General features: G+C 70.7%; 28 protein-coding genes. 21 read left to right on the top strand and 7 right to left on the bottom strand.

Annotation, left to right across the window (positions count from 1 at the left end; genetic code table 11):
• Nucleotides 1-66 precede the first annotated feature (66 nt).
• The 7 genes from ACWKZU_RS16690 to ACWKZU_RS16660 all read left to right on the top strand — a co-directional run bounded on the left by ACWKZU_RS16690 (nt 67) and on the right by ACWKZU_RS16660 (nt 6,490).
• A complete protein-coding gene (locus tag ACWKZU_RS16690) occupies nt 67-1,452 on the top strand; it encodes a glycine--tRNA ligase (RefSeq protein ID WP_449283460.1) in 1,386 nt (461 codons plus the stop codon).
• A gap of 101 nt (nt 1,453-1,553) precedes the next feature.
• On the top strand, nt 1,554-2,918 hold the full coding sequence (locus ACWKZU_RS16685) for a CPBP family glutamic-type intramembrane protease (RefSeq protein ID WP_449283459.1): 1,365 nt from the start codon (nt 1,554-1,556) through the stop codon (nt 2,916-2,918).
• A complete protein-coding gene (locus tag ACWKZU_RS16680; protein ID WP_449283458.1) occupies nt 2,911-4,299 on the top strand; it encodes a hypothetical protein in 1,389 nt (462 codons plus the stop codon). The genes ACWKZU_RS16685 and ACWKZU_RS16680 overlap by 8 nt, the downstream gene beginning before the upstream one ends.
• 100 nt (nt 4,300-4,399) lie before the next feature.
• Nucleotides 4,400-4,789 (top strand): YtxH domain-containing protein, encoded by a 390-nt coding sequence (locus tag ACWKZU_RS16675; RefSeq protein ID WP_449283457.1) that lies wholly within the window; start codon nt 4,400-4,402, stop codon nt 4,787-4,789.
• Entirely contained in the window at nt 4,786-5,244 is a 459-nt protein-coding gene (locus ACWKZU_RS16670; RefSeq protein ID WP_449283456.1) for a phage holin family protein, read from the top strand. The genes ACWKZU_RS16675 and ACWKZU_RS16670 overlap by 4 nt, the downstream gene beginning before the upstream one ends.
• On the top strand, nt 5,241-5,501 hold the full coding sequence (locus tag ACWKZU_RS16665; RefSeq protein ID WP_449283455.1) for a DUF3618 domain-containing protein: 261 nt from the start codon (nt 5,241-5,243) through the stop codon (nt 5,499-5,501). The genes ACWKZU_RS16670 and ACWKZU_RS16665 overlap by 4 nt, the downstream gene beginning before the upstream one ends.
• A gap of 239 nt (nt 5,502-5,740) precedes the next feature.
• The gene (locus ACWKZU_RS16660) at nt 5,741-6,490 is read left to right on the top strand and encodes a uroporphyrinogen-III synthase (protein ID WP_449283454.1); all 750 of its coding nucleotides are present in this window, start codon (nt 5,741-5,743) and stop codon (nt 6,488-6,490) included.
• A 136-nt stretch (nt 6,491-6,626) separates the two neighbouring features.
• Here ACWKZU_RS16660 and ACWKZU_RS16655 read toward each other — a convergent pair whose 3' ends face one another.
• From ACWKZU_RS16655 to ACWKZU_RS16645, 3 genes are all read right to left on the bottom strand, one after another.
• Nucleotides 6,627-7,202 (bottom strand): nitroreductase family protein, encoded by a 576-nt coding sequence (locus ACWKZU_RS16655; RefSeq protein ID WP_449283453.1) that lies wholly within the window; start codon nt 7,200-7,202, stop codon nt 6,627-6,629.
• Between the two features lie 102 nt (nt 7,203-7,304).
• A complete protein-coding gene (locus ACWKZU_RS16650; protein WP_449283452.1) occupies nt 7,305-8,288 on the bottom strand; it encodes an AEC family transporter in 984 nt (327 codons plus the stop codon).
• Nucleotides 8,289-8,391: 103 nt separating this feature from the next.
• Nucleotides 8,392-9,276 (bottom strand): LysR family transcriptional regulator ArgP, encoded by an 885-nt coding sequence (locus ACWKZU_RS16645; RefSeq protein WP_449283451.1) that lies wholly within the window; start codon nt 9,274-9,276, stop codon nt 8,392-8,394.
• 106 nt (nt 9,277-9,382) lie between these two features.
• On the opposite strand from ACWKZU_RS16645, the gene ACWKZU_RS16640 reads away from it, so the two are divergent.
• From ACWKZU_RS16640 to ACWKZU_RS16630, 3 genes are all read left to right on the top strand, one after another.
• Complete coding sequence (locus ACWKZU_RS16640; protein ID WP_449283450.1) at nt 9,383-9,997, top strand: LysE/ArgO family amino acid transporter; 615 nt, start codon at nt 9,383-9,385, stop codon at nt 9,995-9,997.
• 108 nt (nt 9,998-10,105) lie between these two features.
• Nucleotides 10,106-10,525, top strand: coding sequence for an ASCH domain-containing protein (locus ACWKZU_RS16635; RefSeq protein ID WP_449283482.1), 420 nt, complete (start codon nt 10,106-10,108; stop codon nt 10,523-10,525).
• Nucleotides 10,522-10,995 (top strand): PaaI family thioesterase, encoded by a 474-nt coding sequence (locus ACWKZU_RS16630; protein WP_449283449.1) that lies wholly within the window; start codon nt 10,522-10,524, stop codon nt 10,993-10,995. The genes ACWKZU_RS16635 and ACWKZU_RS16630 overlap by 4 nt, the downstream gene beginning before the upstream one ends.
• Nucleotides 10,996-11,082: 87 nt before the next feature.
• On the opposite strand, the gene ACWKZU_RS16625 is transcribed toward ACWKZU_RS16630, so the two are convergent.
• Both ACWKZU_RS16625 and ACWKZU_RS16620 read right to left on the bottom strand, forming a co-directional pair.
• Nucleotides 11,083-12,090 carry a VOC family protein gene (locus ACWKZU_RS16625; RefSeq protein WP_449283448.1) on the bottom strand — a complete coding sequence of 336 codons (1,008 nt, stop codon included), beginning with the start codon at nt 12,088-12,090 and terminating at the stop codon, nt 11,083-11,085.
• 32 nt (nt 12,091-12,122) lie between these two features.
• A complete protein-coding gene (locus tag ACWKZU_RS16620; RefSeq protein WP_449283447.1) occupies nt 12,123-13,736 on the bottom strand; it encodes an acyl-CoA synthetase in 1,614 nt (537 codons plus the stop codon).
• A 267-nt stretch (nt 13,737-14,003) separates the two neighbouring features.
• Between ACWKZU_RS16620 and ACWKZU_RS16615 the strand changes: the two genes are divergently transcribed.
• The 5 genes from ACWKZU_RS16615 to ACWKZU_RS16595 are packed head-to-tail and all read left to right on the top strand — an operon-like array spanning nt 14,004 to nt 18,876.
• The gene (locus ACWKZU_RS16615) at nt 14,004-14,789 is read left to right on the top strand and encodes an ABC transporter ATP-binding protein (RefSeq protein ID WP_449283446.1); all 786 of its coding nucleotides are present in this window, start codon (nt 14,004-14,006) and stop codon (nt 14,787-14,789) included.
• Nucleotides 14,786-15,610, top strand: coding sequence for an ABC transporter ATP-binding protein (locus ACWKZU_RS16610; protein WP_449283445.1), 825 nt, complete (start codon nt 14,786-14,788; stop codon nt 15,608-15,610). Before ACWKZU_RS16615 ends, ACWKZU_RS16610 begins: the two co-directional genes overlap by 4 nt.
• Nucleotides 15,607-16,491, top strand: a complete 885-nt coding sequence (locus ACWKZU_RS16605) for a branched-chain amino acid ABC transporter permease (RefSeq protein ID WP_449283444.1) — start codon at nt 15,607-15,609, stop codon at nt 16,489-16,491. Before ACWKZU_RS16610 ends, ACWKZU_RS16605 begins: the two co-directional genes overlap by 4 nt.
• Nucleotides 16,484-17,572 carry a branched-chain amino acid ABC transporter permease gene (locus ACWKZU_RS16600; protein ID WP_449283443.1) on the top strand — a complete coding sequence of 363 codons (1,089 nt, stop codon included), beginning with the start codon at nt 16,484-16,486 and terminating at the stop codon, nt 17,570-17,572. The genes ACWKZU_RS16605 and ACWKZU_RS16600 overlap by 8 nt, the downstream gene beginning before the upstream one ends.
• Before the next feature lie 53 nt (nt 17,573-17,625).
• Nucleotides 17,626-18,876 (top strand): ABC transporter substrate-binding protein, encoded by a 1,251-nt coding sequence (locus tag ACWKZU_RS16595; RefSeq protein WP_449283481.1) that lies wholly within the window; start codon nt 17,626-17,628, stop codon nt 18,874-18,876.
• Between the two features lie 115 nt (nt 18,877-18,991).
• Here ACWKZU_RS16595 and ACWKZU_RS16590 read toward each other — a convergent pair whose 3' ends face one another.
• Complete coding sequence (locus tag ACWKZU_RS16590) at nt 18,992-19,807, bottom strand: IclR family transcriptional regulator (protein WP_449283442.1); 816 nt, start codon at nt 19,805-19,807, stop codon at nt 18,992-18,994.
• Nucleotides 19,808-19,973: 166 nt separating this feature from the next.
• Between ACWKZU_RS16590 and ACWKZU_RS16585 the strand changes: the two genes are divergently transcribed.
• Nucleotides 19,974-20,549 (top strand): helix-turn-helix domain-containing protein, encoded by a 576-nt coding sequence (locus ACWKZU_RS16585; protein WP_449283441.1) that lies wholly within the window; start codon nt 19,974-19,976, stop codon nt 20,547-20,549.
• Here ACWKZU_RS16585 and ACWKZU_RS16580 read toward each other — a convergent pair.
• Nucleotides 20,546-21,511 carry a zinc-binding dehydrogenase gene (locus ACWKZU_RS16580; protein ID WP_449283440.1) on the bottom strand — a complete coding sequence of 322 codons (966 nt, stop codon included), beginning with the start codon at nt 21,509-21,511 and terminating at the stop codon, nt 20,546-20,548. The genes ACWKZU_RS16585 and ACWKZU_RS16580 overlap by 4 nt on opposite strands.
• A gap of 154 nt (nt 21,512-21,665) precedes the next feature.
• Here ACWKZU_RS16580 and ACWKZU_RS16575 point away from each other — a divergent pair, with 154 nt between their 5' ends.
• From ACWKZU_RS16575 to ACWKZU_RS16555, 5 genes are read left to right on the top strand one after another with little or no spacing between them, the layout of a single operon-like run.
• Nucleotides 21,666-22,490: a 2-keto-4-pentenoate hydratase gene (locus ACWKZU_RS16575; RefSeq protein WP_449283439.1), complete on the top strand. Its 825-nt coding sequence runs from the start codon at nt 21,666-21,668 to the stop codon at nt 22,488-22,490.
• Nucleotides 22,491-22,509: 19 nt separating this feature from the next.
• Nucleotides 22,510-23,880: an aromatic ring-hydroxylating oxygenase subunit alpha gene (locus tag ACWKZU_RS16570; protein ID WP_449283438.1), complete on the top strand. Its 1,371-nt coding sequence runs from the start codon at nt 22,510-22,512 to the stop codon at nt 23,878-23,880.
• Nucleotides 23,877-24,218, top strand: coding sequence for a non-heme iron oxygenase ferredoxin subunit (locus tag ACWKZU_RS16565; protein ID WP_449283437.1), 342 nt, complete (start codon nt 23,877-23,879; stop codon nt 24,216-24,218). Before ACWKZU_RS16570 ends, ACWKZU_RS16565 begins: the two co-directional genes overlap by 4 nt.
• Nucleotide 24,219: 1 nt before the next feature.
• On the top strand, nt 24,220-25,443 hold the full coding sequence (locus tag ACWKZU_RS16560) for an NAD(P)/FAD-dependent oxidoreductase (RefSeq protein WP_449283436.1): 1,224 nt from the start codon (nt 24,220-24,222) through the stop codon (nt 25,441-25,443).
• A 37-nt stretch (nt 25,444-25,480) separates the two neighbouring features.
• A complete protein-coding gene (locus tag ACWKZU_RS16555) occupies nt 25,481-26,080 on the top strand; it encodes an aromatic-ring-hydroxylating dioxygenase subunit beta (protein WP_449283435.1) in 600 nt (199 codons plus the stop codon).
• The last annotated feature ends 2 nt before the right edge of the window (nt 26,081-26,082 follow it).

Here is a 26,082-nt window from a genome sequence, read left to right as displayed (position 1 = left end):
GCGCCTGCGATCCCTCGCCGCGCCCCTTCCCAAGATCCCCGCTTGCCCCTTGGAGTGAAACAGAACATGGCTGAGCAGTCCCGCCTCGACAAGGTCATCGCCCTCGCCCGCCATCGCGGCTTCGTCTACCAGGCGGGTGAGATCTACGGCGGATCGCGCTCCGCGTGGGACTACGGCCCCCTCGGCACCGCGCTGAAGGAGAACATCAAGCGCCAGTGGTGGAAGTCGATGGTGCAGAAGCGCGATGACGTCGTCGGCATCGACTCGAGTGTGATCCTGCCGAAGCAGGTGTGGGAGGCCTCGGGCCACGTCGAGGTCTTCAGCGACCCGCTCGTCGAGTGCCTGCAGTGCCACAAGCGCTACCGCGAGGACCATCTCATCGAGGAGTTCGAGGAGAAGAAGGGCCGCGCACCGAAGGACGGCCTCGCCGAGATCGTGTGCACCAACTGCGGCACCCGCGGCCAGTGGACCGAGCCGCGCGCCTTCTCGGGCCTGCTCAAGACCTTCCTCGGCCCCGTCGACGACGAGGCCGGCATGCACTACCTGCGCCCCGAGACCGCGCAGGGCATCTTCGTGAACTTCGCGAACGTGCTGCAGTCGGCGCGCGTGAAGCCCCCGTTCGGCATCGGCCAGATCGGCAAGAGCTTCCGCAACGAGATCACCCCCGGCAACTTCATCTTCCGCACCCGCGAGTTCGAGCAGATGGAGATGGAGTTCTTCGTCGAGCCCGGCACCGACGAGGAGTGGCAGGAGTACTGGATGAACGAGCGCATGGCGTGGTACGTCGGCCTCGGCATCGATCCCGAGAACCTGCGCTTCTACGAGCACCCGCAGGAGAAGCTGTCGCACTACTCCAAGCGCACGGCCGACATCGAGTACCGCTTCGGCTTCACCGGCGGCGAGTGGGGCGAGCTCGAGGGCATCGCCAACCGCACCGACTTCGACCTGTCGACGCACTCGACGCACTCGGGCAAGGACCTCAGCTTCTTCGACCAGGCGAAGAACGAGCGCTACACCCCGTACGTGATCGAGCCCGCGGCCGGCCTCACCCGCTCGTTGATGGCCTTCCTCGTCGACGCCTATCGCGAGGAGGAGGTGTCGAACGCGAAGGGCGGCACCGACACGCGCACGCTGCTCGCGCTCGATCCGCGCCTCGCCCCGGTCAAGGCCGCAGTGCTGCCGCTGAGCCGCAACGAGCGGCTCTCGCCGCTGGCCCGCGAGATCGCGCAGGAGCTGCGCGAGGACTGGAACGTCGACTTCGACGACTCCGGCGCGATCGGCCGCCGCTACCGCCGCCAGGACGAGATCGGCACCCCGTTCTGCGTCACGATCGACTTCGACTCGCTCGACGACGACGCGGTGACCGTGCGCGAGCGCGACACCATGCAGCAGGAGCGCGTGCCGCGGGCCGAGCTGCACGCCTACCTCGCCTCGCGTCTCCGCGGCGCGTAGGGGTCGTTCTTCACCACTGAATTGTCAGAGGCTTGGGGCAGGATCTTCGTACGGGGATCCTGCCCCTGCCGTATGCACGCGAACCACGCGGAAGGACCGAGATGACCAGCGCCGGACCCGAGCAGCCCCATCAGGCGGTGCCGCCGTCTGCAGCCCCCGCCCCGCCCGCCGCGCCTCAGCAGTGGGCCTGGGCGCAGGCCCCGCAGCCCCTGCAGACGATCGAGACGGAGCCGCTCGAGTACCACCGCCTGCTCCGCGGCGTGGCCGCCTACCGGTGGTGGAAGCCGCTGCTCCTGCTGCTGCTCTCGGGGGTGTTCTTCGGCGTCTTCACCGTGATGCTGAGCCTGGCGTTCGTGCCCGTGCTCATGTTCGCCGACCCCGACTACGCGATGGACGTCACGACGGGCGCCGCCGAGATCCTCGACACGCAGCGGCCGGTGTCGGTGCTGCTCAGCCTGCTGTCGATCATCATCATGATCCCGTCGGTGATTCTCGCGATGCTGGCCATGGGCATGCGGCCCGTGGGGCGGATCTGGTCGGTGGCGACGCGGATCCGCTGGGGGCTGCTCGGGCGGCTCTGCGGCGTCGCGGTGCTGGCCGTCGTCGTCATGAACGTGGTCGGGATCGCGGTGGAGATCGCGCTGGATCCGGCATCGCTGACCGAGCCGCCGCCCCAGGCCGGCAGCGGCTTCGACGTGAACGCGGCGCTGCTCTCGCTGCTGCTCGTCGTGCTGCTCGTGCCCCTGCAGGCGACGGCCGAGGAGGTCGTGTTCCGCGGCCTGCTGATGCAGGTGATCGGCTCGTGGCTCAAGAACCCGTGGTTCGCGATCCTCATCCCGTCCGTGGGCTTCGCCTTCCTGCACATCTACAACGTCTGGGGGCTCATCGCCGTCGGCCTGCTGGGCGCCGTCGCCGGGTGGCTGACCTGGCGCACGGGCGGCCTCGAGGCGGCGATCGCGATCCACATCGTCAACAACCTCATCGTCTTCACCATCATGACGTCGGGGGTCTTCGGGGAGACCGCGCAGACCGCCGACGGAGGCGGGCTCGGCAGCGTCGTCGGCGAGGTCGCGGGGCTGGCGCTGTTCGTGTGGCTCACGCTGCGCGTCTTCGCGCGCGGCGGTCACGGCCGGGAGCGCATCGACCTCATCCAGGTGCCCGCGCCCGTGATTCCCGCCGCGGCGCCCGGCGAGGCGCCCGGCGCGGCGCAGTTCCCGGGCGGCCAGGCCTTCGCGGCTCCGGTCGCCGTCGAGCCGTCGAGCGATGGTGCGCCGAGCGCCGAGCCGGGCGGCGAGCGGGATGCCGAGCCGTCGAACGGCGGTGCAACGAACGGCGGTGCAACGAACGGCGGTGCAACGAACGGCGGTGCGCCGGGCGCCGGGTCGCCGAGCGCGGGATCGCCGGGCGGCGAGGGCGCGCCTCCCGCCGCACCGGGCTCCGGCGAGGAGGGGCCGCGGCATGGCTGACGTCTACGTGCTCGGGGACGGGTTGCCCGAGCTCGCGGCGGCGCTCGAACTCGCGGAGGTGGGGCTCGCGGTGCGCGTGGGCATCCCGGATCGAGAGGAACACGACGATACCTGGGGCGGCCTCGACGACCGGGGCGTGCGCGACCCCGAGGGGGCGCTGCGCGGCCTGCTCGACCACGTCGCGGCACCGCTGAGCGAGGGCGAGCGGCCCACCGAGGCCGCGATGCCGGTGGCCGTGCCGCCCGCGCCGGTGCTGCTGCGGGGCGCGAAGGGCGACTGGGCGCCCCAGCCGACGCCCGCCGTGCTCGGCATCCCCGCCGTGCCCCTCTCCTCGAGCGCGCTCGCGCTGCTGGGCGGCGGCGCCGCGATGCGCGCCTATCTCGACCGGATCCGGCCCGTGCTCACCATCGGCAAGACGCACGCGCTGGGCGCGCTCGTGCGCTCCCGCCTCGGCGGGGCCGTGCTGGAGCGACTCGTCGAGCCGCTGGTGCGAGAGCGCTACGGCGTCCCGGCCGACGAGGTGGACGTGGCGATCGCCGCCCCCGGCCTCAACGAGGCGCTCACCGTGGCCGGATCACTCTCGGGCGCAGCACTCGCCTCCTCCGAACGGGATGTTGCACGTGAAACCCGGATCGCTCCGCGCGGCGGGTGGCCGGCGCTGCGGGATGCGCTGCTGGCCCGGCTCTCGCTCTACGGCGCGACCTTCGGCGAGGAGCCGGCGACCGCGGTGCGTCGAGGAGGCGCGGAGGGCGACGGCCGGGTGACCGACGACCGCGACGACGACCGGAGGTCCGAGGGATGGGTGATCGACGAGGGCGGCGAGCAGATCGCCGCCCGCGCGCTGGTCGTGGGCGTCGAGGGCGCGCACGCGGCCGCGCTCGTGTCGGAGTCCGCCGGTGCGCCGGCTGAGCTGGTCCCGCAGCGGTGGCGGATCGAGGGCATTGCGAGAATCGCGGATCCTGGCCTGCCGGTCGACCACGCCGGGCTCCCCGCCGTGCGGACCGTGACGCTCGCCGACGGCGAGGCCTGGTCGGTGCGCATCGGGGGATCCGGCGGGACGCCGGTCTCTCGTGCCGCCGGACCGGTGCTCACGAGCGGTCGCGCGGGCGGGGAAGAAGCCCGGAATCGCGTGCGCGAGGCGATCGAGGCCGCCGGCCTGCGCCTGGAGGGCGGGCCGGTCGCGAGGGTGGCGGTGGCTCCGTACGCGTCGATCGAGCAGCGCGACGCGGTGGCGGAACGGCTGGAGCTCGCCCGTGCCGAGGAGCCCGGGCTGTTGCCCCTGGGCGCCGCGCTGCACGGGGGCGAGCTCGCGCCGGCGGTCGCCGATGCGCGGCGGGCCGCGGTGCTGCTGCGACGCAGGCTTACCGGAATTTCCGAATAATCGCAACGGGTCCCCTATATAACCGTCGGGGTATGCAATCCCGGAGTCCGGCGGAGTAGGCTAGCGGAAGACCACGAGACGCCATCGGCGGGAGGCAATGATGAAGGGCAAGATCGCATTCGTTCTCGGCGCGGCGGTCGGGTACGTGCTGGGCACCCGGGCGGGTCGCGAGCGCTACGAGCAGATCAAGCGCGGAGCCCAGAAGGTGTGGAGCACCGAACCCGTCCAGAAGGGCGTCGGTCTGGTGCGCGATGTCGCGCAGAGCCGCGTCGACGAGGTCAAGGCCGTGATGGTGCGGGCGGGCAAGGGGGCGGTCAACGCCTTCCTGAACGATTCGGGCGACGGCGCCTCGCGGCCGACGGCGGCCGGGGCCCGGCCGGCCGGGACGCGACCCGCCGGCACCGCCGACACCCCGAAGACCGCGGGCGTCGAACCCGTTGACGGAGCCTCCGAGAACGGCTCCTCGCGGAGCGGGGACGGTGCCGCATGAGCCGCAGGAAGGACCAGGCCGGCACGTTCGAACTGCTGTCGCGCCTTCCGCAGCAGATCGTCGCGCTCGCGAAGATCGAGTACGAGAACGCGAAGCGCGAGATCGTCTCGAAGGCCAAGAAGGCCGGCATCGGCGCCGGCGCGATCGTCATCGCCCTCTTCTTCCTCTTCTTCATGCTCGAAGCGCTCGTGATCGCGGCCATCGCCGCGCTCGCGCTGGTGTGGCCGTGGTGGCTCGCCGCGCTGGTCGTCGCCGCGGGGCTGCTGCTGCTCGCGGCCGCGGCGATCCTCGCGGGGATCGCCCTGATCAAGCGCGGCAATCCCGTGCCGGAGGAGACGCTCGACCGGGTGGGCGGGGACATCGCGGCGATGGGCGAGGTGCGCGTGAACGCCGAGCCCTCGGAGCCGCGGGGAACGCAGATGCCGCGGGTCGGCGAGGAGGGGAACTGGCGATGACCGCTCACGAGAAGCAGCAGGGCGTCGCGGACGCCGCCGTGGCCCGCGCCGAACTGTACGAGACGCTGTCGCAGCTGAAGGACCGGCTCAACTACGCGCAGCGCGTCGACGACGCCGTCGCCGACGCGAAGCTCCGCATCGCCGAGCAGAAGCGCCGCAACCCCCTCGGCTTCGCGGCCGGGGTCGTCGGCGCGGCGGCCGTCGCCGGCCTCGTGGTGTGGGGCGCGGCGAACGCCATCGCGAAGCGGCTGCGCTGACGGTTCGCCGACGGTTTCGCGACCGGATCCGTAGGTCACATTTCGGTTGCGTTCACGTGCCCGAAAGCGCTCGTTTTGCCTTCGGCGTGCCGCAGGGTCAGAATAGGGACCAGCGGAAAACCGTGAGCGGCCATACCGTGGGTCCACGAATGACTGATCGTATGGCCTTTTGTGTTGGTGTCGAGTGAGTGGGGTGTATGTCGACTGAGGCGAAACCGCTCAGTGGCCTGCGTGTCCTGGTGCCCCGGGGAGGAACCTGGGGAGACCTGGTCTCGAAGGCGCTGCGTGAGCAGGGGGCCCACACGGTCATCGCTCCACTTGTGGACTTCGCGCACACGAGCGAGGAGGACAAGCTCGTCGAGGCGCTGAAAGAGCTCGAAGCGGGCCGCTTCGACTGGATGACGGCGACCAGCTCCACCGTCGCCGATGTCCTCGCCCATCACAACGCCGTGATCCCGCCCGAGACCAAGGTGGCGATCGTCGGAGAGGCCACCGCGGTGGCGTTCCGGGACGCCGGCTATCACATCACCCGCACGCCCATCCGCGAGAACAGCACGCACGCGCTGCTCGAGGAGTGGTCCGAGATCGACACCGACGAGAAGCTGCGGGTGCTCACACTGCGCTCCGACGTCGCGATCCCCGTGCTCACCCAGGGGCTCATGAGCCGCGGTCACGACGTGACCCAGGTGCTCGCCTTCCGCACCGTCGGCGTACCGGTCTCGGTGCACATCCGCGAGGACATCGAGTCGGGCCGCATCAACGCCCTGCTGGTGGCGTCGGCCAAGATCGCCGAACAGGTCGCCGAGCAGTTCCCGGAGCTCTCGGAGAACACCATCGTCGCCTGCGCCGGGGTCAACACGCTCGAGGCCGCCGCGGCACTCGGCCTGCCATCCGAGGCGGACGATCCCACGCACCCGCTGTACGCCTCGAAGCGCGCGCTCGTCGAGACCGTCGAATCGGTCATCGATCAGAGCGACATGCTCGACTGAGCCGATCCCGGATCCGGTCCGGGCGCCGGCCCCGAGCCGCGCTCCGGTGCCGGCCCCCGCTCGACAGCAGATGCCCTGAGGGTCGAGATCCGGTGCATCTCCCGTCGAGCTCAGGCCGGGTGCGCGGACGCGCGGATCAGTCGCGCACGAGCACGAGGTCCTCGAGCGCCATCCGGGTGCGGGGAGCGGCCTCGCGCTCGCGCAGCGGCTCGGGGAGCTGCGCGAGGTCGCCCAGCGCGCCGATCGCGGTGATCGAGACGGGGCGCAGCCGCTCGTCCAGGCCGAAGGCGGCCTGGATCGCCTCGCGGTCGAAGCCGCCCATCTGATGGGTGAAGAAGCCCTCGGCATGCGCCTGCACGCTGAGGTGGGCGACGGCCTGCCCCAGGTCGTACTCGGCCCAGGGGCGGGGATTGCCCTCGGCGTCCTCGACCTCGGCGACGTTGACGATGAGCGCCGCGGCCCGGCCCGCCCACTGCTGGTTGAAGCCCATCAGCGCATCCTCGATGCGGGCGAAGCTCTCGCCGCCGCGACGGGCGACGATGAAGCGCCAGGGCTGCGAGTTGTTGGCGCTCGGCGCCCATCGCGCCGCCTCCAGCACCCCGCGCAGGGCACCCTCCGGGAAGGTGTGCTCGGAGTCGAAGGAGCGCGGGCTCCAACGCTCGGCGAGCGTGTCGAGAACGGGGGCGCTGGTCTGTGCGGTGCGCGGGGTCACGGTACTCCTCGGGTCGTCTGCTGGGGTGTTCCGCAGACTTCCAACGCGCGCCGCGCCCGGGCTATTCCTGTGAGAGGGCTTCGAGCGGTTCCGCGGCCGGACTCACCCGAGCAGCCAGGCGATCACCGCGATGACCGGCAGCGACGCGAAGGTCGTGACGAACACCGTGTCGCGCACCATGGTCTCGGAGCGGCGGTACGTGGCCGCGTAGTTGTAGACGTTCTGCGCGGTCGGCAGGGCCGCGATGGTGGTGGCGACGAAGGTCTCGTGCGGGCCGAAGCCGAACGCGGTGGCGAGCCCCCAGGCCACGAGCGGCATGACCAGTACCTTGAGCGCGGTGGCCGCGAACACCGCCGCGCGCCCCGTTCCCGGCTGCAGCGCCCGCTGGCCGCGCAGCGACATCCCGAAGCTCAGCAGCACCATCGGGATCGCCGCCGCCCCGAGCATGTCGATCGGCCCCATCAGCAGCTGCGGCATCGGCAGCCCGATGAGCGCGACGATCAGGCCGAGCACCGACGCGATGATGATCGGGTTCGAGGCCGCGCGGCCGAGCGCGACGACCGCGCCCCGCTGGTTGCCGCGGGTGGACTCCAGGATCGCCAGGATCACCGGAGCGAAGATGACGAGCTGCACGAGGAGCAGCGGGGCCACGTAGGCCGCGTCGCCGAGGATGTAGACCGCGACGGGCAGCCCGAGATTGTTCGAGTTGACGTAGCCCGAGCAGGTGGCGCCCAGGGTCGTGCCGGCCAGATCGCGCGCGAACCACAGGCGCGAAGCGACCACGAACACGGTCGCCACGATGATCGCGGCCGCGCTCGTCACCAGGATGACGGGGGAGAGGATCACGCCCGGGTCGCTCTGCCGCAGCACCGAGAACAGCAGCGCCGGCGTGGCGACGTAGAAGGCGACGTTGTTGAGCACGCGGCGCTGCTCGCCCTCGGCCACGCGGAAGAGCGCGGCCAGGTAGCCCGCCCCGATGATGCCGAGGATCAGCGCGAAGCCCTGCAGCACGCCGAGCATCAGCGGGACCCGGTGGTGCCGGGCGCTGCGGCGTGCGTCATGGATCCTCCTCGGGGTCGCCCCCACCAGCGTAGCGCCGTGCCGGCCGCTGCCGCGCCGTCTTCGGGTCGGCCGACCGTGCCGGCCGCTACGGCCGCGGTCGCGCCCCGCCCCGCCGGCCGCCGTCGAATCACCCGAGCGCCGCGCCCGCCTCCTCGACCACGACGGCCGAGAGCGCGTCGAGTACGGGGGAGCGCAGGTTCCAGCGCTGCCAGTAGAGCGGCAGTTCGATGACGGACCCCGCCGAGAGCTCGACCAGCCGCCCGTCGGCGATGGCGTCGGCGCACTGCAGCGCCGGCAGCATGCCCCACCCCATGCCGAGCTCGACCGCGAGCGCGAACTCGGACGACGACGGCACGTAGTGGCGCGGCGGGGCGACGTCGGCGCGGCTGACGCGGCGCAGGAAGCGCTGCTGGAAGATGTCCTGCCGGTCGAACTCGATCATCGGGGCCCCGCGCAGCGTCTCCGCGCTCAGACCGCCGGCGAAGTGGCGCTCCGCGAAGGCCGGGCTCGCCACCGCGCGGTAGCGGTCGACGCCCAGGCGGGTGGCGGTGCAGCCGGGCACCGGCTCGCGGGTCGCGGTGACCGCCGCCATCGCCTCCCCGCGGCGCAGATGATCCGTCGACAGCGTCTCGTCGGCCCGGATCACCTCGAATCGCGCCCCGGTCTCGCGCGCCGCGCGGGCGAGGGCCGGCACGAACCAGGTGGCCAGCGAGTCGGCGTTGACCACGATCGGGATCAGCGATCCGCCCGCCGGACCCTGGCCGAGCTCGGCCGCGACGTCGCCGGCGATCCGCTCCACCTGCCGCGCCGCGCGCAGCACCGCCGCGCCGGCATCGGTCACCTCGACGGGCCGGCTGCGGCGCAGCAGCACCGCCCCGACGCGCTGCTCCATGGCGCGCACCCGCTGGCTCACGGCCGACGGCGTGACGTGGAGCCGCCGCGCGGCGCCCTCGAAGCTGCCCTCCTCCACGATCGTGGCGAAGGTGGCCAGGTGCTCGACCGGCAGATCCATGCGCGTCCCCTCCTCGCGATGAAATGAAGTAAATCTTATGTTACTTCAGAATCTATAGGCAAGCTGAAGTAGAGATGCGGGCGGCGCAGACCGTAACGTCGACTGCGTGATCATTCCCCTTCTCATCGGAGCCGGCAGCGGCCTCTCCCTCATCGTCGCCATCGGCGCGCAGAACGCGTTCGTGCTGCGCCAGGGGATCCGCCGCGAGCACGTGCTGCCGGTGGTGCTGATCTGCGGGCTCACCGACGCGCTGCTCGAGGTGCTCGGCGTGGCCGGCATCGGCTTCGTGGTGCAGCGGGCGCCGATCGTGCTCGAGATCGTGCGCTGGGGCGGCGTCGCCTTCCTGCTCTGGTACGCGTGGTCGGCGGCGCGGCGGGCGATGAAACCCGAGGTGCTCGTCGCCGGCGAGGGCTCGGAGGGCTCGCTGAAGCGCACGATCCTCGCCTGCCTCGCCATCACCTATCTCAACCCGCACGTCTACCTCGACACGATGGTGCTCATGGGCTCGATAGGCAATGCGCAGGGCGACCCGGCCCGCTGGTGGTTCGTGCTCGGAGGCGCGCTCGCGAGCATCGCCTGGTTCTTCCTGCTCGGCTACGGGGCCCGGGCGCTGACGCGCTTCTTCGCGACGCCCCGCTCCTGGCAGGTGCTCGACTGGATCGTGGCGGTCGTCATGCTGGTGATCGCGGCGCGCCTCGCCTTCGGCGGCGTGGGGGTGTAGCCCCTCCGTGCCGAGGGGCGGCACGGAGGGGGCGGCCGCGCGCGGGAAGCTGGAAGGATCGCGGGTGCTGCCGGCCGTCCGCCCCCGTCGAAGGAGTGCCCCGTGGAGATGCTGCCCGCATTCGAGCTCGTTCCCCCGGGGACGCTGCGGGACCGGCTCAACGACGCCGTGCTGCGCGGCGCCAAGACGGCGACGAGCCGGCTCGCCGTGATGGACGAGATGGCCGGCACGCCCGCGGAGCCTGCGGGCACCCGGATGCGTCTGCTCGACTCGCGGCAGCGCACCGCGGGGATCATCGAGATCGTGCGCGTGCGCGTGCTGCCGTTCGGCGAGGTCGGGGCCGACGTGTCCGCGGCGGAGGGGGAGTGGCTGGCCGGCGTCGAGGAGTGGCGCGCGGCCCACCTGCGCTACTGGGGCTCCCGGCTCCCCGAGATCCGCGCCCACCTGTCGGACGACGGGTGGCGCATCACCGAGGAGGCGCCCGTGGTCGTGCGCTTCTTCCGTCACGTCCGGGAGGATCATCAGTGAACGCGAAACCGCAGCAGAGCCCGTGGGTGGGCCGCATCACCGTCGAGGAGCTCGCCGATCGGTCGCGGGAGACCCTCAACGAGCATCTCGGCATGGAGTTCCTCGAGATCACGGATACCGAGTTGCGCGGTCGCATGCCGGTCGACCGCCGCACCGCGCAGCCCGCCGGGGTCCTGCACGGCGGCGCCTCGATGGCGTTCGCCGAGACGCTCGCCTCCTGGGCCGGATATCTCGCGATCGATCGCGAGCGCTTCCACGTGGTCGGGCAGGAGATCAACGCCAACCATCTGCGCCCGGGCCGGTGGGGCACCTGGGTCTACGGGGCGGCGTCTCCGCTGCACGTCGGGCGTCGCGCGCACGTCTGGGAGATCAGGATCGCCGACGAGGCGGGCAAGCTCGTGTGCGTCTCCCGCTGCACGCTCGCGGTGATCGAGCAGGCGAGCGCCTATCAGGCCCCCGAGACCCGCTGAGCGCGATCCGCCGCCCTCGCGGCGCTGCACGGAACGGATCGGCCCCCGGAGGAGTGCTCCGGGGGCCGATCGTCGCGCGCAAGGGTGTCAGCGGCCGATGTCGAGCCCGGCCGACGGCGTCGTCGCGAGGCTGCGCATCGCGCCCTCGACGACGAACGGGTCGCCGTACCAGGTGAGGCCGTCCTTGAACTTCTCGCGCTCCCACTTGATCGGCACCCAGTCGGGATCGAAGATGAGGTAGCCGCCCGCGTAGATCTCGACGCGGTGCCCCGACCCGGGATCCATCACGTAGAGGTACATGGCCTGGCCGATGCCGTGCTTGCCCGGGCCGAGATCGAAGTGCACGTCGTAGTCGGCGAGGATGTCGGCGGCGGTGAGCACGTCGGACATGTTCTCGAGGTTGAAGGCCATGTGGTGCAGCTGGGCCTTCTTGCCCTCGGTGTTCGCGACCATCGCGAGGTCGTGCACCTGCGGGGTCACCGACATCCACGAGGCGAGCACGGTCTCGTCGTCGCGGTGCAGCTGGTACTCGCGGCGGTTGAAGCCGAGGTTGTCGCGCACCCACTGCTCGGCCTGGTTGATGGTCTCGCGCGAGGTCTGCACGTTGAAGTGGTCGACGCGGCGCACGCCCAGGCCGCGGCGCTTGGAGCTGTTGCTCGGCAGCTTGGAGCGCAGCTCCTCGGGCGCGAGCGGCTTCTCGATGTCGTAGTAGAGCTCGAAGGGGTGCTCGCTGCCGGGCACGAGGAAGCGGACGGCGGTGCCGCGGCCGAGCTCGGTGCCGGCGGCGACCTCGACGGCCTCGATCTCCTGCCGCTGCAGCTCCTCGTGCATGATCTCGACGTCCTGGGGGCGTCGCATGCGGAAGCTGTACGAGTTGACGATGTTCTCGTCCTGCTGAGTGAGCACGAGGGAGTGGTGGGTGAGCTCCATGTAGCCGCGCAGGTAGGCGGTGTCGCCCACGCGCGCCACGACCTCCATGCCCAGCAGGTCGCTGAAGAAGTGCAGCGACTTCTCGAGATCCCGGGTGCCGACGTTGATGGCGCCGCACTGGGCGACCTGGGGGCCGGGGTCGTAGTTGTCGAGCAGACGTGACATGTGAGGGGGGTCCTTTCGTAGCTGCGGATGGGTCAGGGGAGTCGGACGGCCTCGGTGTACGGAGGCTCGGCGGGTGCGCGCTCGCCCTCGTCGAGGTCGGCGATCTGCTTCCGGATCAGCAGTTTGTCGAGCTTGCCCGCCGCGTTGCGCGGAACGGAGTCGACGGCGACGAGCCGGGAGGGCAGCTTGTATCGAGCGATGCGCGTCGCGAGGTACTCCCGGATCTCCTCCAGGTGGAGGGCGGACGGGGCGAAGGAGGCGACCACGCACACGGTCTCGCCCCACTTCTCGTGCGGTACCCCCACGACGGCCACGTCGGTGATGGAGGGGTGGGCATTGAGCGCGTTCTCGATCTCGGCGGGATAGATGTTCTCGCCGCCGGAGATGATCATGTCCTTCAGGCGGTCGACGATGAAGAAGTAGCCGTCCTCGTCGACGTACCCGATGTCGCCGGTGCGGAACCAGCCGTCGGGTGTGAACGCGGCGGCCGTGGCCTCCGGATTGTTCCAGTAGCCGACGGACACGTTCGGGCCCTGCACCCACATCTCGCCGGTCCTCCCCGGCTCGGTCACATCCCGGAGCGAGTCGGGATCGACGATCTTGACGCTGCCGTACGGCATCGGGACGCCGCAGGAGCCCAGCTTCCGGGTGGTCATGGCGGATTCGAGCTGAGTGGCGAACGGCGCGGTCTCGGTGAGGCCCCAGGCCTGCTGCAGCAGCACCCCCTTCTGCGCGTAGAGCTCGATGAGCGCGGGCGGGACGGGTGAACCGGCGACGGTGGTGGAGCGCAGCTCGCTCAGATCGGCCTCGTCGAATCCCTCCTGCCGCTGGATCGCGGCGAGCATCGCGGGCACGAGGAACATGCTGTTCACCCGGAACTCCACGAGATCGGCGAGCGCCTGCGCCGGATCGAACTGGCGGCGGATGATGAGCGTGCCGCCGCGCGTGACCGTGCGCAGGGTGAAGGCGTTGAAGCCGCCGATGTGGAAGAGCGGGGCGATCGCGAGCGAGACATCGCCGAACCGGGTGTCGATGACGGAGTCGACGTTCATCTGCCCCCACCACAGGTTGCCGTGCGTGAGCATCACGCCCTTGGGGCGACCGGTGGTGCCCGACGTGTAGAGCAGTGCGGCGAGGTCCTCGTCGTGCTGCGGCACGTGGGGCGGGAGTTCGGCGCGCGTCGAGCGGAACGCGCTGAACGAGGTCCAGGCGGCCGACACCCCGGGCGCCTCGGCGATGTTCGGATCGTCGTCGATGAGCAGGGCGCGTCGCACCGCGAGTTCGTCGAGGAATCCGTCGATCGTCGCGGCCTGCGCGGGCTCCGACACCAGCACGTCGGGCCGGGCGTCGAGGAGCACCAGGCGCACCTCGGGCCCCGCGAGGCGGAAGTTGACGGGCAGGAACGCGGCCCCCACCCACACCGTGGCGAAGTAGGCGACGAGGAAGCCGAGGCTGTTGTGGCCCGCGTAGGCCACACGATCGCCCGGGCCGACGCCGTCGGCGCGCAGGCGATCCGCGAATCGCCCCACCTCTTCGTGGAACTCCGCGTAGGGCACCTCGCGATCCTCGTAGACGATCGCGATCATCTCGCCGTGCTCGCGTGCGTGCCGCGCGATCTGCCTGATCGGGCTGATGTCCACACTCATCTTGCGTCACTCCTCTCCGGAGACTTCGTCGTCCACCCATGAGGATGCAGTGATTCGCCGCGACTGTCATCGCCGCGTTCCGGCACATGGCACGTCTCGCATCGTTTCGCCCCGGCGGGCGGATCCCGCACCCGAGCGTTTCGCCTGTTGGCACATCCGCTTGTTCGAATCCGGCTCTGCTCGCGATAGTACAGCGGAGGATACGCGCGCCGCTCGGCACCGCGGTCCCGCCGACCGCCGATTCGACGAACTCAACGAGGAGACCGCGTGCTGACATTCGACAGCCTCTCTGTGCGCTACGGCGCGGGCGTCCAAGCCATCGAAGACGTGAGCTTCGCGGTGGAGCCCGGGACCGTGTGCGCCATCATCGGAGGCAACGGCGCCGGGAAGACGACGCTGATGCGCGCGGTCTCTGCCACGCTCGGATACCACGGCGGGCGCATCGTATCGGGCGGGATCCGCCTCGGCGAGGAGCGGATCGACCGGCTGAGCCCGCACCGCATCGTGCAGCGGGGTCTCGCCCTCGTCCCCGAGGGCCGTCACGTCTTCTCCGAGCTGACCATCGAGGAGAACCTGCTGGCCGGCGCCTCGACCGTGCGCAGCGGCAGGCTGCGCCAGCAGCGCATCGAGCGGGCCTACGACATGTTCGGCGTGCTGGGCCACCGCCGCACGCAGCCGGCGTCACTGCTGTCCGGGGGCGAGCAGCAGATGCTCGCGATCGCCCGCGGACTCATGAGCGGCCCCGAGGTGCTCCTCCTCGACGAGCCGTCGCTCGGGATCGCGCCGAAGGTCGTGCACTACATCGGCCGCACGCTGCAGCGGATCAACGAGGACGGCACCACGGTGGTGCTGGTGGAGCAGAACGCCGCGATGGCGCTCGGCATCGCCGACCAGGGCATCGTGATCGAGCGCGGTGCGATCTCGATGCACGGTCCGGCCGCGGAGATGCGGGAGTCGGACGAGATCCGCCGCATGTATCTCGGGGGCTCGGCGGATGAGGAGGAGAACGCGGTCGTGGCGCGGCACGCGGTGCTCGAGAGGTGGGAATCGTGAGCGTATCGATCGAAGTCAGGGATGTGAACCTCCGCTTCGGCGGGGTGCAAGTGCTCGACCGGGTGTCGTTCGCCGTGGAGCCGGGTGCGATCCACGCGGTGATCGGGCCGAACGGAGCGGGCAAGTCGTCGACGTTCAACGTGATCTCGGGTCTGTACCGGCCGAACAGCGGCTCGGTGGTCGTGGACGGCCGGGAGGTCACGCAGCGCCACCCCTACCAGATCGCCGAGCTCGGGCTCGGCCGGGCCTTCCAGAACATCGCGCTCGTGGCTCACGCCCCGGTGATCGACAACATCATGGTGGGGCGCCATCGCCTCATGCGCGCGGGATTCGCGGGGTCCGCGCTCGGTCTGCCCCGGGTGCGCCGGGAGGAGGAGCGGCATCGGGAGCGCGTGATCCGGATCGCGGAGTTCGTGGGCCTCGGCGACCACCTGCACGCGCCGGCCGGATCGCTCTCCTACGGCGGGCGCAAGAAGATCGAGCTCGCCCGCGCGCTCGCATCGGAACCGAAGGCGCTGCTGCTGGACGAGCCCGTGGCGGGTATGCCCGCGCACGAGAAGCGGGAGATCGCGGGCATCGTGCGTTCGATCCGCGACTCGCTCGGCACCACCGTGCTGATCGTCGAGCACGACATGCCGCTCGTCATGTCGTTGGCGGATCGCATCACCGTGCTCGATTTCGGCCGGGTCATCGCCGATGACGCCCCCGCGTCCGTGCAGCAGGATCCGGCCGTGATCGCGGCCTATCTCGGCGAGGACGAGAGCGAGATCGACACCGAGGTCCTCAACCGGATCGGCATCGACAAGGAGCATCGCGCATGAAACTCGTCCAGGTCCTCATCCTCGGGCTCTCGCTCGGGGCCATCTACGGGCTCATCGCCCTCAGCTTCGTCACCATCTTCAAGGGCACGCGGGTGTTCAACCTGGCGCAGGGCACCGTGCTGATCGCGGGCGTCTACGTGACCTCGCTCCTCACCGGCCCCATCGGATTCTTCGGCGCCGCAGCCGCGGGCGTCCTCGCGGCTGCGGCGCTCGGCGCGGTGCTCGAACGCATCGTCGCGCTCGCCCCGAGGGGTGACCACCTGGTGCTCACGATCCTGACCGTCGGCCTCGACATCATCCTCGTCGCCGAAACCAGCCGCCTCATCGGCACCCGGTTCATCACGGTGGGCGACCCGTGGGGATCCCGGACCATCTCGCTGCTCGGCGCGACGGTCCCGCTCACCCGCGTCATCGCACTGCTCGTGGGAATCGTGCTCATCGGCATCTTCTTCCTGGTCTTCCAGAAGACCAGGTTCGGGATCCGCATGCGCGCCTCCTCCGCCGATCCGGAGACCGCGGCGCTCATGGGGATCAGCCAGCGGGCCGTGTCGATCAGCGCCTGGGCGATCGGCGGCGGCATGGCCGCGATCGCGGGCATCTTCCTCGCGATGTTCCCCAACCCGGGGCTCGACTCGAGCGGCCACCTGCTCGCCTTCCACGCGATTCCGGCGGTCATCATCGGCGGGCTCGACTCCTCCGGCGGAGCGATCCTCGGCGGGCTCATCGTCGGCGTCACCCAGACCGTCGTCACGAGCTACGCCTCCTCGCTCCACTTCCTCGGCGAGGGCATCGGCGACATCTCGCCCTACATCCTCATGATCGTCTTCCTGCTCGTGCGTCCGAGCGGCATCTTCGGAACGAAGGAGCTCGTCCGTGTCTGATATCCGCACGCCTGCGCGACCCCGCCTCGATCGTCGGAGGCTCCTGCGACCGGCGCTCGTCGCGTCGGCACTCCTGGTACTCGCCGCGCTGCCGCTCTACCTCGACGCCCAGATGCTGAAGATCGGCTCGTGGTCGATGGCAGCGGCCGTCGGGGCGATCGGGCTCACGCTGCTCGTCGGCACCGCGGGGCAGCTCTCGCTCGCCCACGCGTTCTTCGCGGCGGTCGGGGCCTACGGATACGCCTTTCTGGCCGCTCCGGAGGACGGCGCGGGATGGCCGCCCGCGCTCGCCGCACTGGGAGGGATCGCTCTGGCCGCCTTCGCCGGCCTGCTCTTCAGCCCGGTCGCGGCTCGAGTACGGGGGCTCTATCTCGGCGTCGCATCGCTCGGCCTCGTGTTCATCGGCCAGCACCTGCTGAAGAACCTCACCGCCATCACGGGCGGCGTCAACGGGCGCAGCGTCGCCCCGTTCGAGGTGCTCGGGTTCCAGCTGACGGGATCAGACCCGGCCTTCTCCGTGCTCGGGGTGCCCTTCGGGGGACAGGAGCGCATGTGGTATCTCGCGCTGTTCTCGCTCTGCGTCGCGATCCTCCTCGCCAACGGGATCATCCGCCGCAGGCCGGGACGCGCGTTCACGATGGTGCGGGACAACCCGGCGGCGGCCTCGGCGCTCGGCATCAACGTGCAGCACTACCGGGCCTCCGCGTTCGTCATCTCATCCGCCTTCGCGGGCGGCGCCGGGGTGCTGACCGGGCTGGCGTACGGCTACGTCACCCCGCAGAACTTCGGACTGATGCTGTCGATCAACTTCCTCGCCATGGTGCTCATCGGCGGGCTCGGATCGGTCGGCGGCGCGGTGCTGGGCGCGGTCATCGTCACGGCGATGCCGCTGCTGCTCGCCAGCTATGCGGCCGGATCCGGACTGCTCGCCGCGGGCGGTTCCGGCGGCTATGACGCGGCGACGGTCTCGTCGATCGTCTTCGGAGCCCTCGTCGTCGTGCTCATCATCCTCGAGCCCGGCGGCCTCGCGCGGCTCGGCCAGCGCCTCTGGTCGCGGCTCCGGACCGTTCGCTCCGCCTGAGCGCGCCCCGATCTCTCCTCCCCCCAACGAAAGGAAGCACACCAGTGAATGCAATGAAGAAGACCGCGGCGGCGGGGCTCGGCCTGCTCGCCACCACCGCGCTCCTCGCCGGCTGCTCGGCGAAGAGCGCCGAGGGGTCGAACGGCGGCGCGCCGGCGAGCGACGTGCAGACCGATTTCGGCGTCAGCGGCGACACGCTCACCGTGGCCGCGCTGACCGACCAGAGCGGCCCGTACGCCGCGCTCGGCAGCACCCTCGCGCAGGGGAACCAGCTCTACTTCGACCAGCGCAACGCCGACGGCGGCATCTGCGGTTTCCAGGTCGAGGTCGAGGTGCGCGACCACGGCAACGACGTGCAGACCGCCGTGTCGCAGTTCAGCGAGCTCGAGCCCGATGTGCTCGGCTTCACGCAGCTGCTCGGCTCTCCGCAGGTGAACGCGCTCAAGGACGAGATCGACGCGAAGGCCATCCCGAGCTTCGTCGCCTCGTGGTCGAGCGACTTCCTCGGCCAGGAGGCGATCCCCATCACCGGCACGATCTACCCCTACGACATCATCAACGGCCTGAGCGTGCTCGCCGAGGAGGGCACGATCGCCGAGGGCGGTGTCATCGGGCACGTGCACCTGCCGGGCGACTTCGGCGAGAACGCGCTGAAGGGATCGGAGTTCTACGCCGAGCAGGAGGGTCTCGAGGTCGTCGACATCATGGTCGAGCCGACGGCCACCGACTACAGCGCCCAGGTGCAGCAGCTCGTCGACGCCGATGTCGACGCCATCATCGTCTCCGGCACGCCGCCGCAGCTCGCCGGCATCGTCGCCGGCACCTCCGCGCTCGGCCTGACCGTGCCGGTGATCACCCAGGGGCCGTCGTTCGGCCCGGCTCTACTCGAGACCGCGGCGGGCGAGGCGCTCGCCGAACGGGTGCGGGTCGTGCTCTCCTACCTCCCCTACGGGGCCGAGGGATCCGTCGAGGCGCAGACCATCTCCGAGGCGTACGATGCGGCGTTCCCCGACGGCGACCCCACCATCTTCGTGAACTACGGCTACGCCACCGCGAACGTCTTCGGCGAGGCGCTCGACGCCGCCTGCGAGGCGGGCGATCTCACCCGCCAGGGGGTCATCGACGCGCTGCGCGGCCTGCCCGAGGTCACCACGGGCATCTTCGCGACGCAGAGCTTCGGCGATCCCGAGCGCTCGGCGTCCACGCAGAGCGTGGTGCTCGCGATCGATCCCGAGGTCGCCGGCGGCCTCGTCGTCGAGCGGGACTTCTTCGAGGATCCCCTCGTCGCGCAGTTCTCGGAGTGATCCGGGCCGGTCGAACCGCATCGAGAAGGCGCCGCCCCGCAGCGGGGCGGCGCCTTCTCGGCGTCTCGGGAGACCGGCTGCGGATCGGGGTCCGGGCCGGATCCGTCGACATGCTCTAGGCGGCGCGCTCCTCGATGCGCGACAGCGTGCGCGAAGCGGCGAAGGCGACCTGGCGCAGGGTGTGCTCGTGCTCGTGCGCCCGGAAGGTGTCGGACGGACCCGAGATCGAGAGCGCCGCCACGGGGGTGCCGCGCCGGCTGAGCACCGGGGCGGCGACGCAGCTCAGCGTCTCGAGCGACTCGCCCCGATCGTGGGCGATGCCCTCTTTGCGCACACGTGCGAGTTCGATCCGGAGGGCGTGCTCCTCCACGATCGTGTTGGCGGTCCAGGGATGTCGTTCGGCGGCGAAGGCCTGTTCCGCTGCGGCGGGATCCAGGGCCATGAACACCTTGCCCACCGCGGTGCAGTAGGCCGGCATGTGGCCGCCGATCCGGCTCGGGCTGCGGAGCCGTTGATGACCCTCGAGCTTGTTGAGGTAGACGACGTGGCGGCCCTCGATGACCGCCAGCTGCACGGTCAGGTGCGTGGCCACGAAGAGATCCGCGAGGAACGGGGTCAGGAGATCCCGTACCTGATCGTGCTTGCGCGAGTCGCCGCTCTGGGCGCCGAGCATCTGGATCGTGCGGCCGAAGCGGTAGGCGGTGCCGATGCGCTCGACCATGCCGTTGCGCTCCAGCATCGCCAGCAGCCGGAAGGTGGTCGACTTGCTGAGACCTGCGCGACGGCTGAGCTCGCTCACCCCCACGCCGATGTTGGCCTCGTCGCCGAAGGCCTTGAGCACCGCGACGGACTTGTCGACCGAGGTGCGATGGTCCTTGCCCGGCGTCTCGTGCTTCGCAGCGGAGACGGAAGGGGCGGTCCTGCGTTCCATGATTTCCACGTGATACTCCGTAATCGAATCTCGCCATTGAGCCTTGCGGGGTGTTTCCTGGTTGTGTTGCGGCAGTGTTTCCAGTTCAACTCATCCGTCGACGTTCACCAAGTCGAGACGGTCGATTATCCTGTTACTCCACACCACCCCACGAGCGGAGGACGACATGGTGCTGGCCACCGTCATCGCCAAGAATTCTCGAAGATTCCGGGACGATCGAGGCTTCTCGCAGAGTGTGCTCGCCAAACGGGCCGGTCTATCGAAGCAGACCATCGTCGACATCGAAGCCGGCCGCGCCAACCCGACGGTGGAAACGCTCGAGGTGCTGGCCGAGGCGCTGGGGGTGAGCACCCGCGCGCTGATCTCGGAGATGGGCAACGAGGTGCTCTTCCAATCCGGAGAGCTCGTGCACTGGCAGGAGCAGGGCGCGCTCGCCGTGCGCAACCTCGATCAGGTCTACGGCTCCGGCTACGTCTACAACGCCGTGATCCGCCTCGAGGCCGGCCGGGGCGCCGCGCGCTCGCGCTCGGGCACCCAGGGCATGCTGCGGCACTGCTACGTGCTCGAGGGGCGCGTGGAACTCGGGCCGGAGGGTCGCACGGTCGAGGCGAATGAGGGAGACTTCGTGCGGTTCCCCGGTGAAGGGCCCCACCTGTTCCAGTCGATCACCTCGGCGGCGCTGGTGTTCGTGGTCACGACCACTCCGCAGCAGTCGATGCGCGGTGCCGTGACGACCTTCTAGAACTCCACGACGATCTTGCCGGCGACGTCGCCCGCGAGCATGCGCGCGAAGCCGTCGGGGATCTCGTCGAAGCCGATCGTCTCGATGCTGGGGCGCACCCCGGTCGCGTCGACGGTGCGCAGCAGCGCCTCGAACTCGGCGAGGGTGCAGCCGGTCGAGCCGACGACGCTCAGCTGCTGGTAGAAGATCCGCGCGAGGTCGGCGGGCGGCATCGCGCCGCTCGTCGCGCCCGCGATCACGACGGTTCCGCCGGGGCGCAGCGACTTCAGCGAGTGCGACCAGGTGGCCTGCCCGATGGTCTCGACGACGGCGTCGACGCGTTCCGGCAGCCGGGCGCCCGACTCGAAGACCTCCGCCGCGCCGCACGCGAGCGCGAAGGCGCGCTTCTCCTCCGTGCGCGCCGTCGCGTAGACCCGCGCCCCGGCCGCCGAGGCGAGCGCGATCGCGGCGCTCGCCACCCCGCCGTTGCCGCCCTGCACGAGCACGCGCGATCCGGCCCGCACACCCGCGCGGGTGAACAGCATGCGGTAGGCGGTGCCCCAGGCCACGCCGAGGCAGGCGGCCTCGGCGAAGCTCAGCGACGCCGGCTTGTCGACGAGCATCTGCTCGGGCACGAGCACGTACTCGGCGAGCGTGCCGTCGAGCGTCTCCGACATGAGCGCGCGCTGCGGATCCAGCGTCAGATCGCCGCCGCCGCGGTTCGCGTCGCCGAGTACCGGGTGGATCACGACCTCGCGACCGTCCTCCGTGACCCCGGCCCCGTCGCAGCCGAGCACGATCGGGATGCGCTCCTCCGGGTGCCCGATGCCGCGGAGCGTCCACAGATCGTGCGGGTTGAGCGAGGCGGCGCGCAGCTCGACGCGGACCCAGCCCGGCCGGGATTCCGGCGTAGGCCACTCCCTCAGCTCGACGCAGTCGAGCGGAGCGTCGGGGTTCTGGTCGATGGCGACGGCTGCGCGCATGGCACTCCTCACGGGTTCCGGTTCAGGCTCGGGCGCATCCGCGGCCCGAGCGGCCGCTCTCATTCTTCCGGCTCTCCGACTTGACAGGAGCCCCCGTTCCAAGGTTCGGCACGACGGCTCCCGGAGGCCCCGCTCCTGGCGCACCATATCCGGTATGAATACTGCAGTCACGTCGGAGACGGTCGACATCGAGGCCGCGGCCGCGGCGCTCCGCCTGGCGGAGTCCTCCCGGCTCGGCATCGACCCGCTGACCGGCCGGTACCCGGGCCTGACGCTGGAGGGCGCCTACGGGATCCAGCGCGTCAACCTCGGGCGGCGGCTCTCGCGGGGCGAGCGCCTGGTCGGTCGCAAGATCGGGCTGACCTCGCTCGCGATCCAGCAGCAGCTCGGCGTCGACTCGCCCGACTACGGGGCGATCACCGACGCGATGGAGGTCGCGGGCGGCGGCGAGTTCGATCCCGCGCACCTGATCCAGCCGCGGATCGAGGCGGAGTTCGCGTTCGAGATCGGCAGCGACCTGCCGGCCTCCCCGAGCTACGACGAACTGGTGGCGGCCGTGCGCGGCATGGCCGTGGCGATGGAGATCATCGACTCGCGCATCGCGGACTGGCGGATCACGCTCCTCGACACCGTGGCCGACAACGCGTCGATGGCCCGGGTCGTGTGGGGCGAGTTCGTGCCCGCGACGCCGGCGCTCCTCGCGGAGCTGCCCGACTCCGTGATCACGCTCCTGCGCGACGACGAGGAGGTCTGCTCCGGGCCGGGGTCCGCGGTGCTGGGCGACCCGCTCGTCTCGCTGCACTGGCTCGCCGGCGCGCTCGGTGCGCAGGGCGACCGCTTCCGGGCGGGCGATCGCGTACTCGCGGGCGCCGTCGCGGCCGCGGTCGACTTCACCCCGGGCGCGCACTGGACGGTGCACGCGGAGGGCCTGCCGGCCGCGTCGCTCACCTCGACCGCAGCATCTCCCGCCCAGGCGTAGCAAGGGAAAGGACGAAACGATGGCAATCACGCAGCTTCCGAGCACCGAGGTGGGCGAACGCCACCCCGGCTTCGAGTGCGGCGACATCTGCCGCCCGGCGGAGCTCTCCCGCAACGTCGACGTCTCCGGTCTGGTCGACGCCAGGAGCGGGCTCGTGGATCGCGCGATCTTCACCGACCGCAAGCTCTACGAGCAGGAGCTCGCCCGCGTCTTCGCGACGAGCTGGCTGTTCCTCGGCCACGTGGAGCAGCTGAAGAAGGCCGGCGACTTCTTCACCACGTACATGGGCGAGGATCCCGTCATCGTGACCAAGGACAAGAAGGGGCGGATCCGGGCCTTCCTCAACTCCTGCCGGCACCGTGGGGCGCGCGTGCTGCGCGCCGACTACGGCACGACCCGCGCCTTCACCTGCACCTACCACGGCTGGTCGTTCGACCTCGAGGGCAAGCTCATCAGCGTGCCGAACGAGCAGGGGTACCCGGAGGACATCTGGGACCGCGAGCAGTGGGGCCTCGTCGAGGTCGCCCAGCTCGACACCGTGCTGGGGCTCATCTTCGCCACCTGGAACCCCGAGGCGCCGAGCCTCGACGATCAGCTCGGCGACATGAGGTACTACATGGAGGCGTTCCTGGGGCGCGATCCCGAGGGCACCACCGTGGTCGGCGGCATCACGAAGTGGGTGCTGAAGGGCAACTGGAAGCTGGCGGCCGAGCAGTTCGGCACCGACTGGTACCACGTGAACATGTCGCACGCGTCGGCGCTCATGGTGCTCTCGCCCACGGGCAAGGGGCCGAAGGAGAGCATCGCGAACACGCCGGGCCGCCAGTACTCCGACGAGCACGGCAACGGCACCGGCTTCCCGACGCATCCCAAGAGCCGCTTCGACGCGCAGCCCGTGCACGAGTACTACGACTACGACGAGCTGCGCGAGCGGCTCGGCAAGGCCGCGGTCGAGGGACCCATGACCACCGGGCACGCCACCGTCTTCCCCAACTTCTCGTACCTGCCGGTCAACGGCAGCATCCGCGTCTGGCACCCGAAGGGCGTCGACGAGATGGAGATCTGGTCGTGGACCGTGCTCGACAAGGGCATGCCCGAGGACGTGCGCGAGGCGCAGCGCCTCTACAACCTGCGCACCTTCGGCCCCTCCGGCATCTTCGAGCAGGACGACGGGGAGAACTGGAGCGAGGTGCAGTCGATCTCGCACGGCTGGCGCACCAACACGGTGCCGCTCAACTACCAGATGGGACTCCGCAGCGAGCGCCACGACGGGGTCTACCCCGGCGAGACGAGCGAGCTCTACAGCGACTCCGCCGGGCGCAAGTTCTACAGCCGCTGGGCGGAGCTCATGAACACCCCGGCCTGGCACGAGCGGGAGGACGGGCAGTGAGCGACGGGATCGTCGTCGCCCGGGTGGGCGACATCGAGGACGGCGAGGGCATCCAGATCGACGCGTCGGTGCTCGGCACGGTCGACAGCGTCGCCGTGTTCAACGACGGCGAGGAGTACTTCGCCCTCGACGACACCTGCACCCACGAGACGGCCTCCCTCGCCGACGGCTGGGTCGAGGACGGCTGCGTCGAGTGCCCGCTGCACGCGGCGAAGTTCTGCCTCGGCGACGGCAAGGTGCAGTCCATGCCCGCCACCGTCGACGCCTACACCCACGAGGTCGTCGTCGACGGCGACGAGATCCGCGTCATCCCGAACCCCGAAAGGCTGGCTGATTGACATGGCACGCGACGCAGGAGCAGTCGTCATCATCGGCGCGGGGCTCGCGGGCTTCACCGCGGCCGTGCAGCTGCGGGCCCTCGGGCACGCGGGACCCATCACGATCGTCGACGCCGAACCCGCCAGCTACGACCGGCCGCCGCTCAGCAAGAGCCTCTTCGAGGAGGACTTCTCACTGGAGCGCCTGGCCTTCGCGAGCGCCGCGGATCTCGCGGGGAACGGCGTCGAGACCCGCTTCGGCTCGCCGGTCGCGTCGCTGAACGCGCAGACCGGCGAGGTCCTCCTCGCCGACGGCACTGCGCTCGCCGCCGACACGGTGCTCATCGCCACCGGCGGCAGCGCCCGGAGGCTGCCCATCCCGGGAGCCGACCTCCCCGGAGTCAGCGTGCTGCGCACCTTCTCCGACGCGATCGCGCTGCGCGACTCCGTGCGGGCCGGCACCCGCGTCGCGGTGGTCGGCGCCGGCCTCATCGGCGCCGAGCTCGCCTCGGCGCTGCGCGAGGCGGGCGCCGAGGTCACCCTCATCGACCCGGTCGAGACCCCGCTCGTGCCGGCGGTGGGGGAGCTCCTCGCGCGCCGCCTCCACGAGATGCACGAACCCCGCGGCGTGCGCGTCGTGACGGGCCTCACGAGCTCGTTCGCCGAGGTCGACGGCGCGCTCGAGGTACGCATCGACGGCGGCCCCGCGATCCCCGTCGACCGCGTCGTCGTGGGCGTCGGTCTCGTGCCCAACGACGCCCTCGCCCGCGAGGCCGGGCTCGAGGTCGACAACGGCATCATCGTCGGCGCCGATCACCGCACCAGTGCCGAGCGCGTCTTCGCCGCGGGCGACGTCGCGCGCACGCGCGGCGAAGACGGCGAACTGCACCGCCGCGAGGAGCACTGGGAGGCCGCCCAGCTGAGCGGCCGGCACGCCGCCTACGGCATGCTCGGGCTCGAGATCCCCGAGAGCGGCGCGTCCTGGTTCTGGTCCGATCGCCACGGCTGCCACCTCGAGGCCACGGGCCGGCTCACGGGTGACGGCGATCTGGTCGTGCGCGAGGGCGGGGCGCACCCGGCCGTCTTCCTCGTCGAGGACGGGCTGCTCCAGGGCGCCGCGGCCATCGACGACACCCAGCTGGTGCGCGCCGCGCGCCGCATCATCGACCAGCGCATCCCCGTGGCCGCCGCCGAGCTCGCGGACCCGGGCGTCCCGCTCCGCTCGCTGCTCAAGGCGAGGCGCTGACGGGGCCCGCACCCTCCACGATACGAGAGAAGAGATCATGGCAGAGGACTTCCTGAACCCGTACACCTTGAACGGCGCCACCTCGGCGTCGACGAGCATCCTCGAGGACGAGATCGACGGGATGCGTCTCGCGGACGCGCAGACGCACTTCGAGCTCAACCAGTTCTACTTCCTCGAGGCCGAGTTCCTCGACGACGGGCGCTTCGCCGACTGGCTGGAGATGCTCGCCGACGAGCTGCACTACTGGGCGCCCACGCGCAGCAACCGGCTGCGCCGGCAGCAGGCGCTGTCGATCTCGGCGCCCGGCGAGGCCGCGTTCTACGACGAGACCAAGGACTCCCTGGCGTGGCGCATCCGGCGCTTCGACTCCGGCATGGCCTGGGCCGAGGACCCGCCCAGCCGCACGCGGCACCTCGTCTCGAACATCTCCGCGCGCGAGCGCGAGGACGGACTGCTGCAGGTGCGCAGCGCCTTCATCGTCTACCGCAACCGCCTGCAGACCGAGGTCGACATCTACGCCGGCGGCCGCAACGACGTGATCCGGCGCTCGGGGCCGCACGGCTTCGAGGTCGTGAAGCGCACCCTGCTGTTCGAGCAGAACGTGCTGCTCATGAAGAACATCAGCACCTTCTTCTAGAA

The sequence above is a fragment of the Leucobacter sp. genome (genome assembly GCF_053528595.1).
Note: the sequence above shows the minus strand (reverse complement) of the source record. Positions and strands in the feature narration are given on the sequence as shown.

Excerpts from the sequence above, each read along its gene's own strand:
- ACWKZU_RS16690 (WP_449283460.1), top strand. The coding sequence starts at position 67 with ATGGCTGAGCAGTCCCGCCTCGACAAGGTCATCGCCCTCGCCCGCCAT.
- ACWKZU_RS16685 (WP_449283459.1), top strand. The coding sequence starts at position 1,554 with ATGACCAGCGCCGGACCCGAGCAGCCCCATCAGGCGGTGCCGCCGTCT.
- ACWKZU_RS16680 (WP_449283458.1), top strand. The coding sequence starts at position 2,911 with ATGGCTGACGTCTACGTGCTCGGGGACGGGTTGCCCGAGCTCGCGGCG.
- ACWKZU_RS16675 (WP_449283457.1), top strand. The coding sequence starts at position 4,400 with ATGAAGGGCAAGATCGCATTCGTTCTCGGCGCGGCGGTCGGGTACGTG.
- ACWKZU_RS16670 (WP_449283456.1), top strand. The coding sequence starts at position 4,786 with ATGAGCCGCAGGAAGGACCAGGCCGGCACGTTCGAACTGCTGTCGCGC.
- ACWKZU_RS16665 (WP_449283455.1), top strand. The coding sequence starts at position 5,241 with ATGACCGCTCACGAGAAGCAGCAGGGCGTCGCGGACGCCGCCGTGGCC.
- ACWKZU_RS16645 (WP_449283451.1), bottom strand. The coding sequence starts at position 9,276 with ATGGATCTGCCGGTCGAGCACCTGGCCACCTTCGCCACGATCGTGGAG.
- ACWKZU_RS16635 (WP_449283482.1), top strand. The coding sequence starts at position 10,106 with ATGCTGCCCGCATTCGAGCTCGTTCCCCCGGGGACGCTGCGGGACCGG.
- ACWKZU_RS16625 (WP_449283448.1), bottom strand. The coding sequence starts at position 12,090 with ATGTCACGTCTGCTCGACAACTACGACCCCGGCCCCCAGGTCGCCCAG.
- ACWKZU_RS16620 (WP_449283447.1), bottom strand. The coding sequence starts at position 13,736 with ATGAGTGTGGACATCAGCCCGATCAGGCAGATCGCGCGGCACGCACGC.
- ACWKZU_RS16605 (WP_449283444.1), top strand. The coding sequence starts at position 15,607 with ATGAAACTCGTCCAGGTCCTCATCCTCGGGCTCTCGCTCGGGGCCATC.
- ACWKZU_RS16595 (WP_449283481.1), top strand. The coding sequence starts at position 17,626 with ATGAAGAAGACCGCGGCGGCGGGGCTCGGCCTGCTCGCCACCACCGCG.
- ACWKZU_RS16590 (WP_449283442.1), bottom strand. The coding sequence starts at position 19,807 with ATGGAACGCAGGACCGCCCCTTCCGTCTCCGCTGCGAAGCACGAGACG.
- ACWKZU_RS16585 (WP_449283441.1), top strand. The coding sequence starts at position 19,974 with ATGGTGCTGGCCACCGTCATCGCCAAGAATTCTCGAAGATTCCGGGAC.
- ACWKZU_RS16580 (WP_449283440.1), bottom strand. The coding sequence starts at position 21,511 with ATGCGCGCAGCCGTCGCCATCGACCAGAACCCCGACGCTCCGCTCGAC.
- ACWKZU_RS16575 (WP_449283439.1), top strand. The coding sequence starts at position 21,666 with ATGAATACTGCAGTCACGTCGGAGACGGTCGACATCGAGGCCGCGGCC.
- ACWKZU_RS16570 (WP_449283438.1), top strand. The coding sequence starts at position 22,510 with ATGGCAATCACGCAGCTTCCGAGCACCGAGGTGGGCGAACGCCACCCC.
- ACWKZU_RS16560 (WP_449283436.1), top strand. The coding sequence starts at position 24,220 with ATGGCACGCGACGCAGGAGCAGTCGTCATCATCGGCGCGGGGCTCGCG.
- ACWKZU_RS16555 (WP_449283435.1), top strand. The coding sequence starts at position 25,481 with ATGGCAGAGGACTTCCTGAACCCGTACACCTTGAACGGCGCCACCTCG.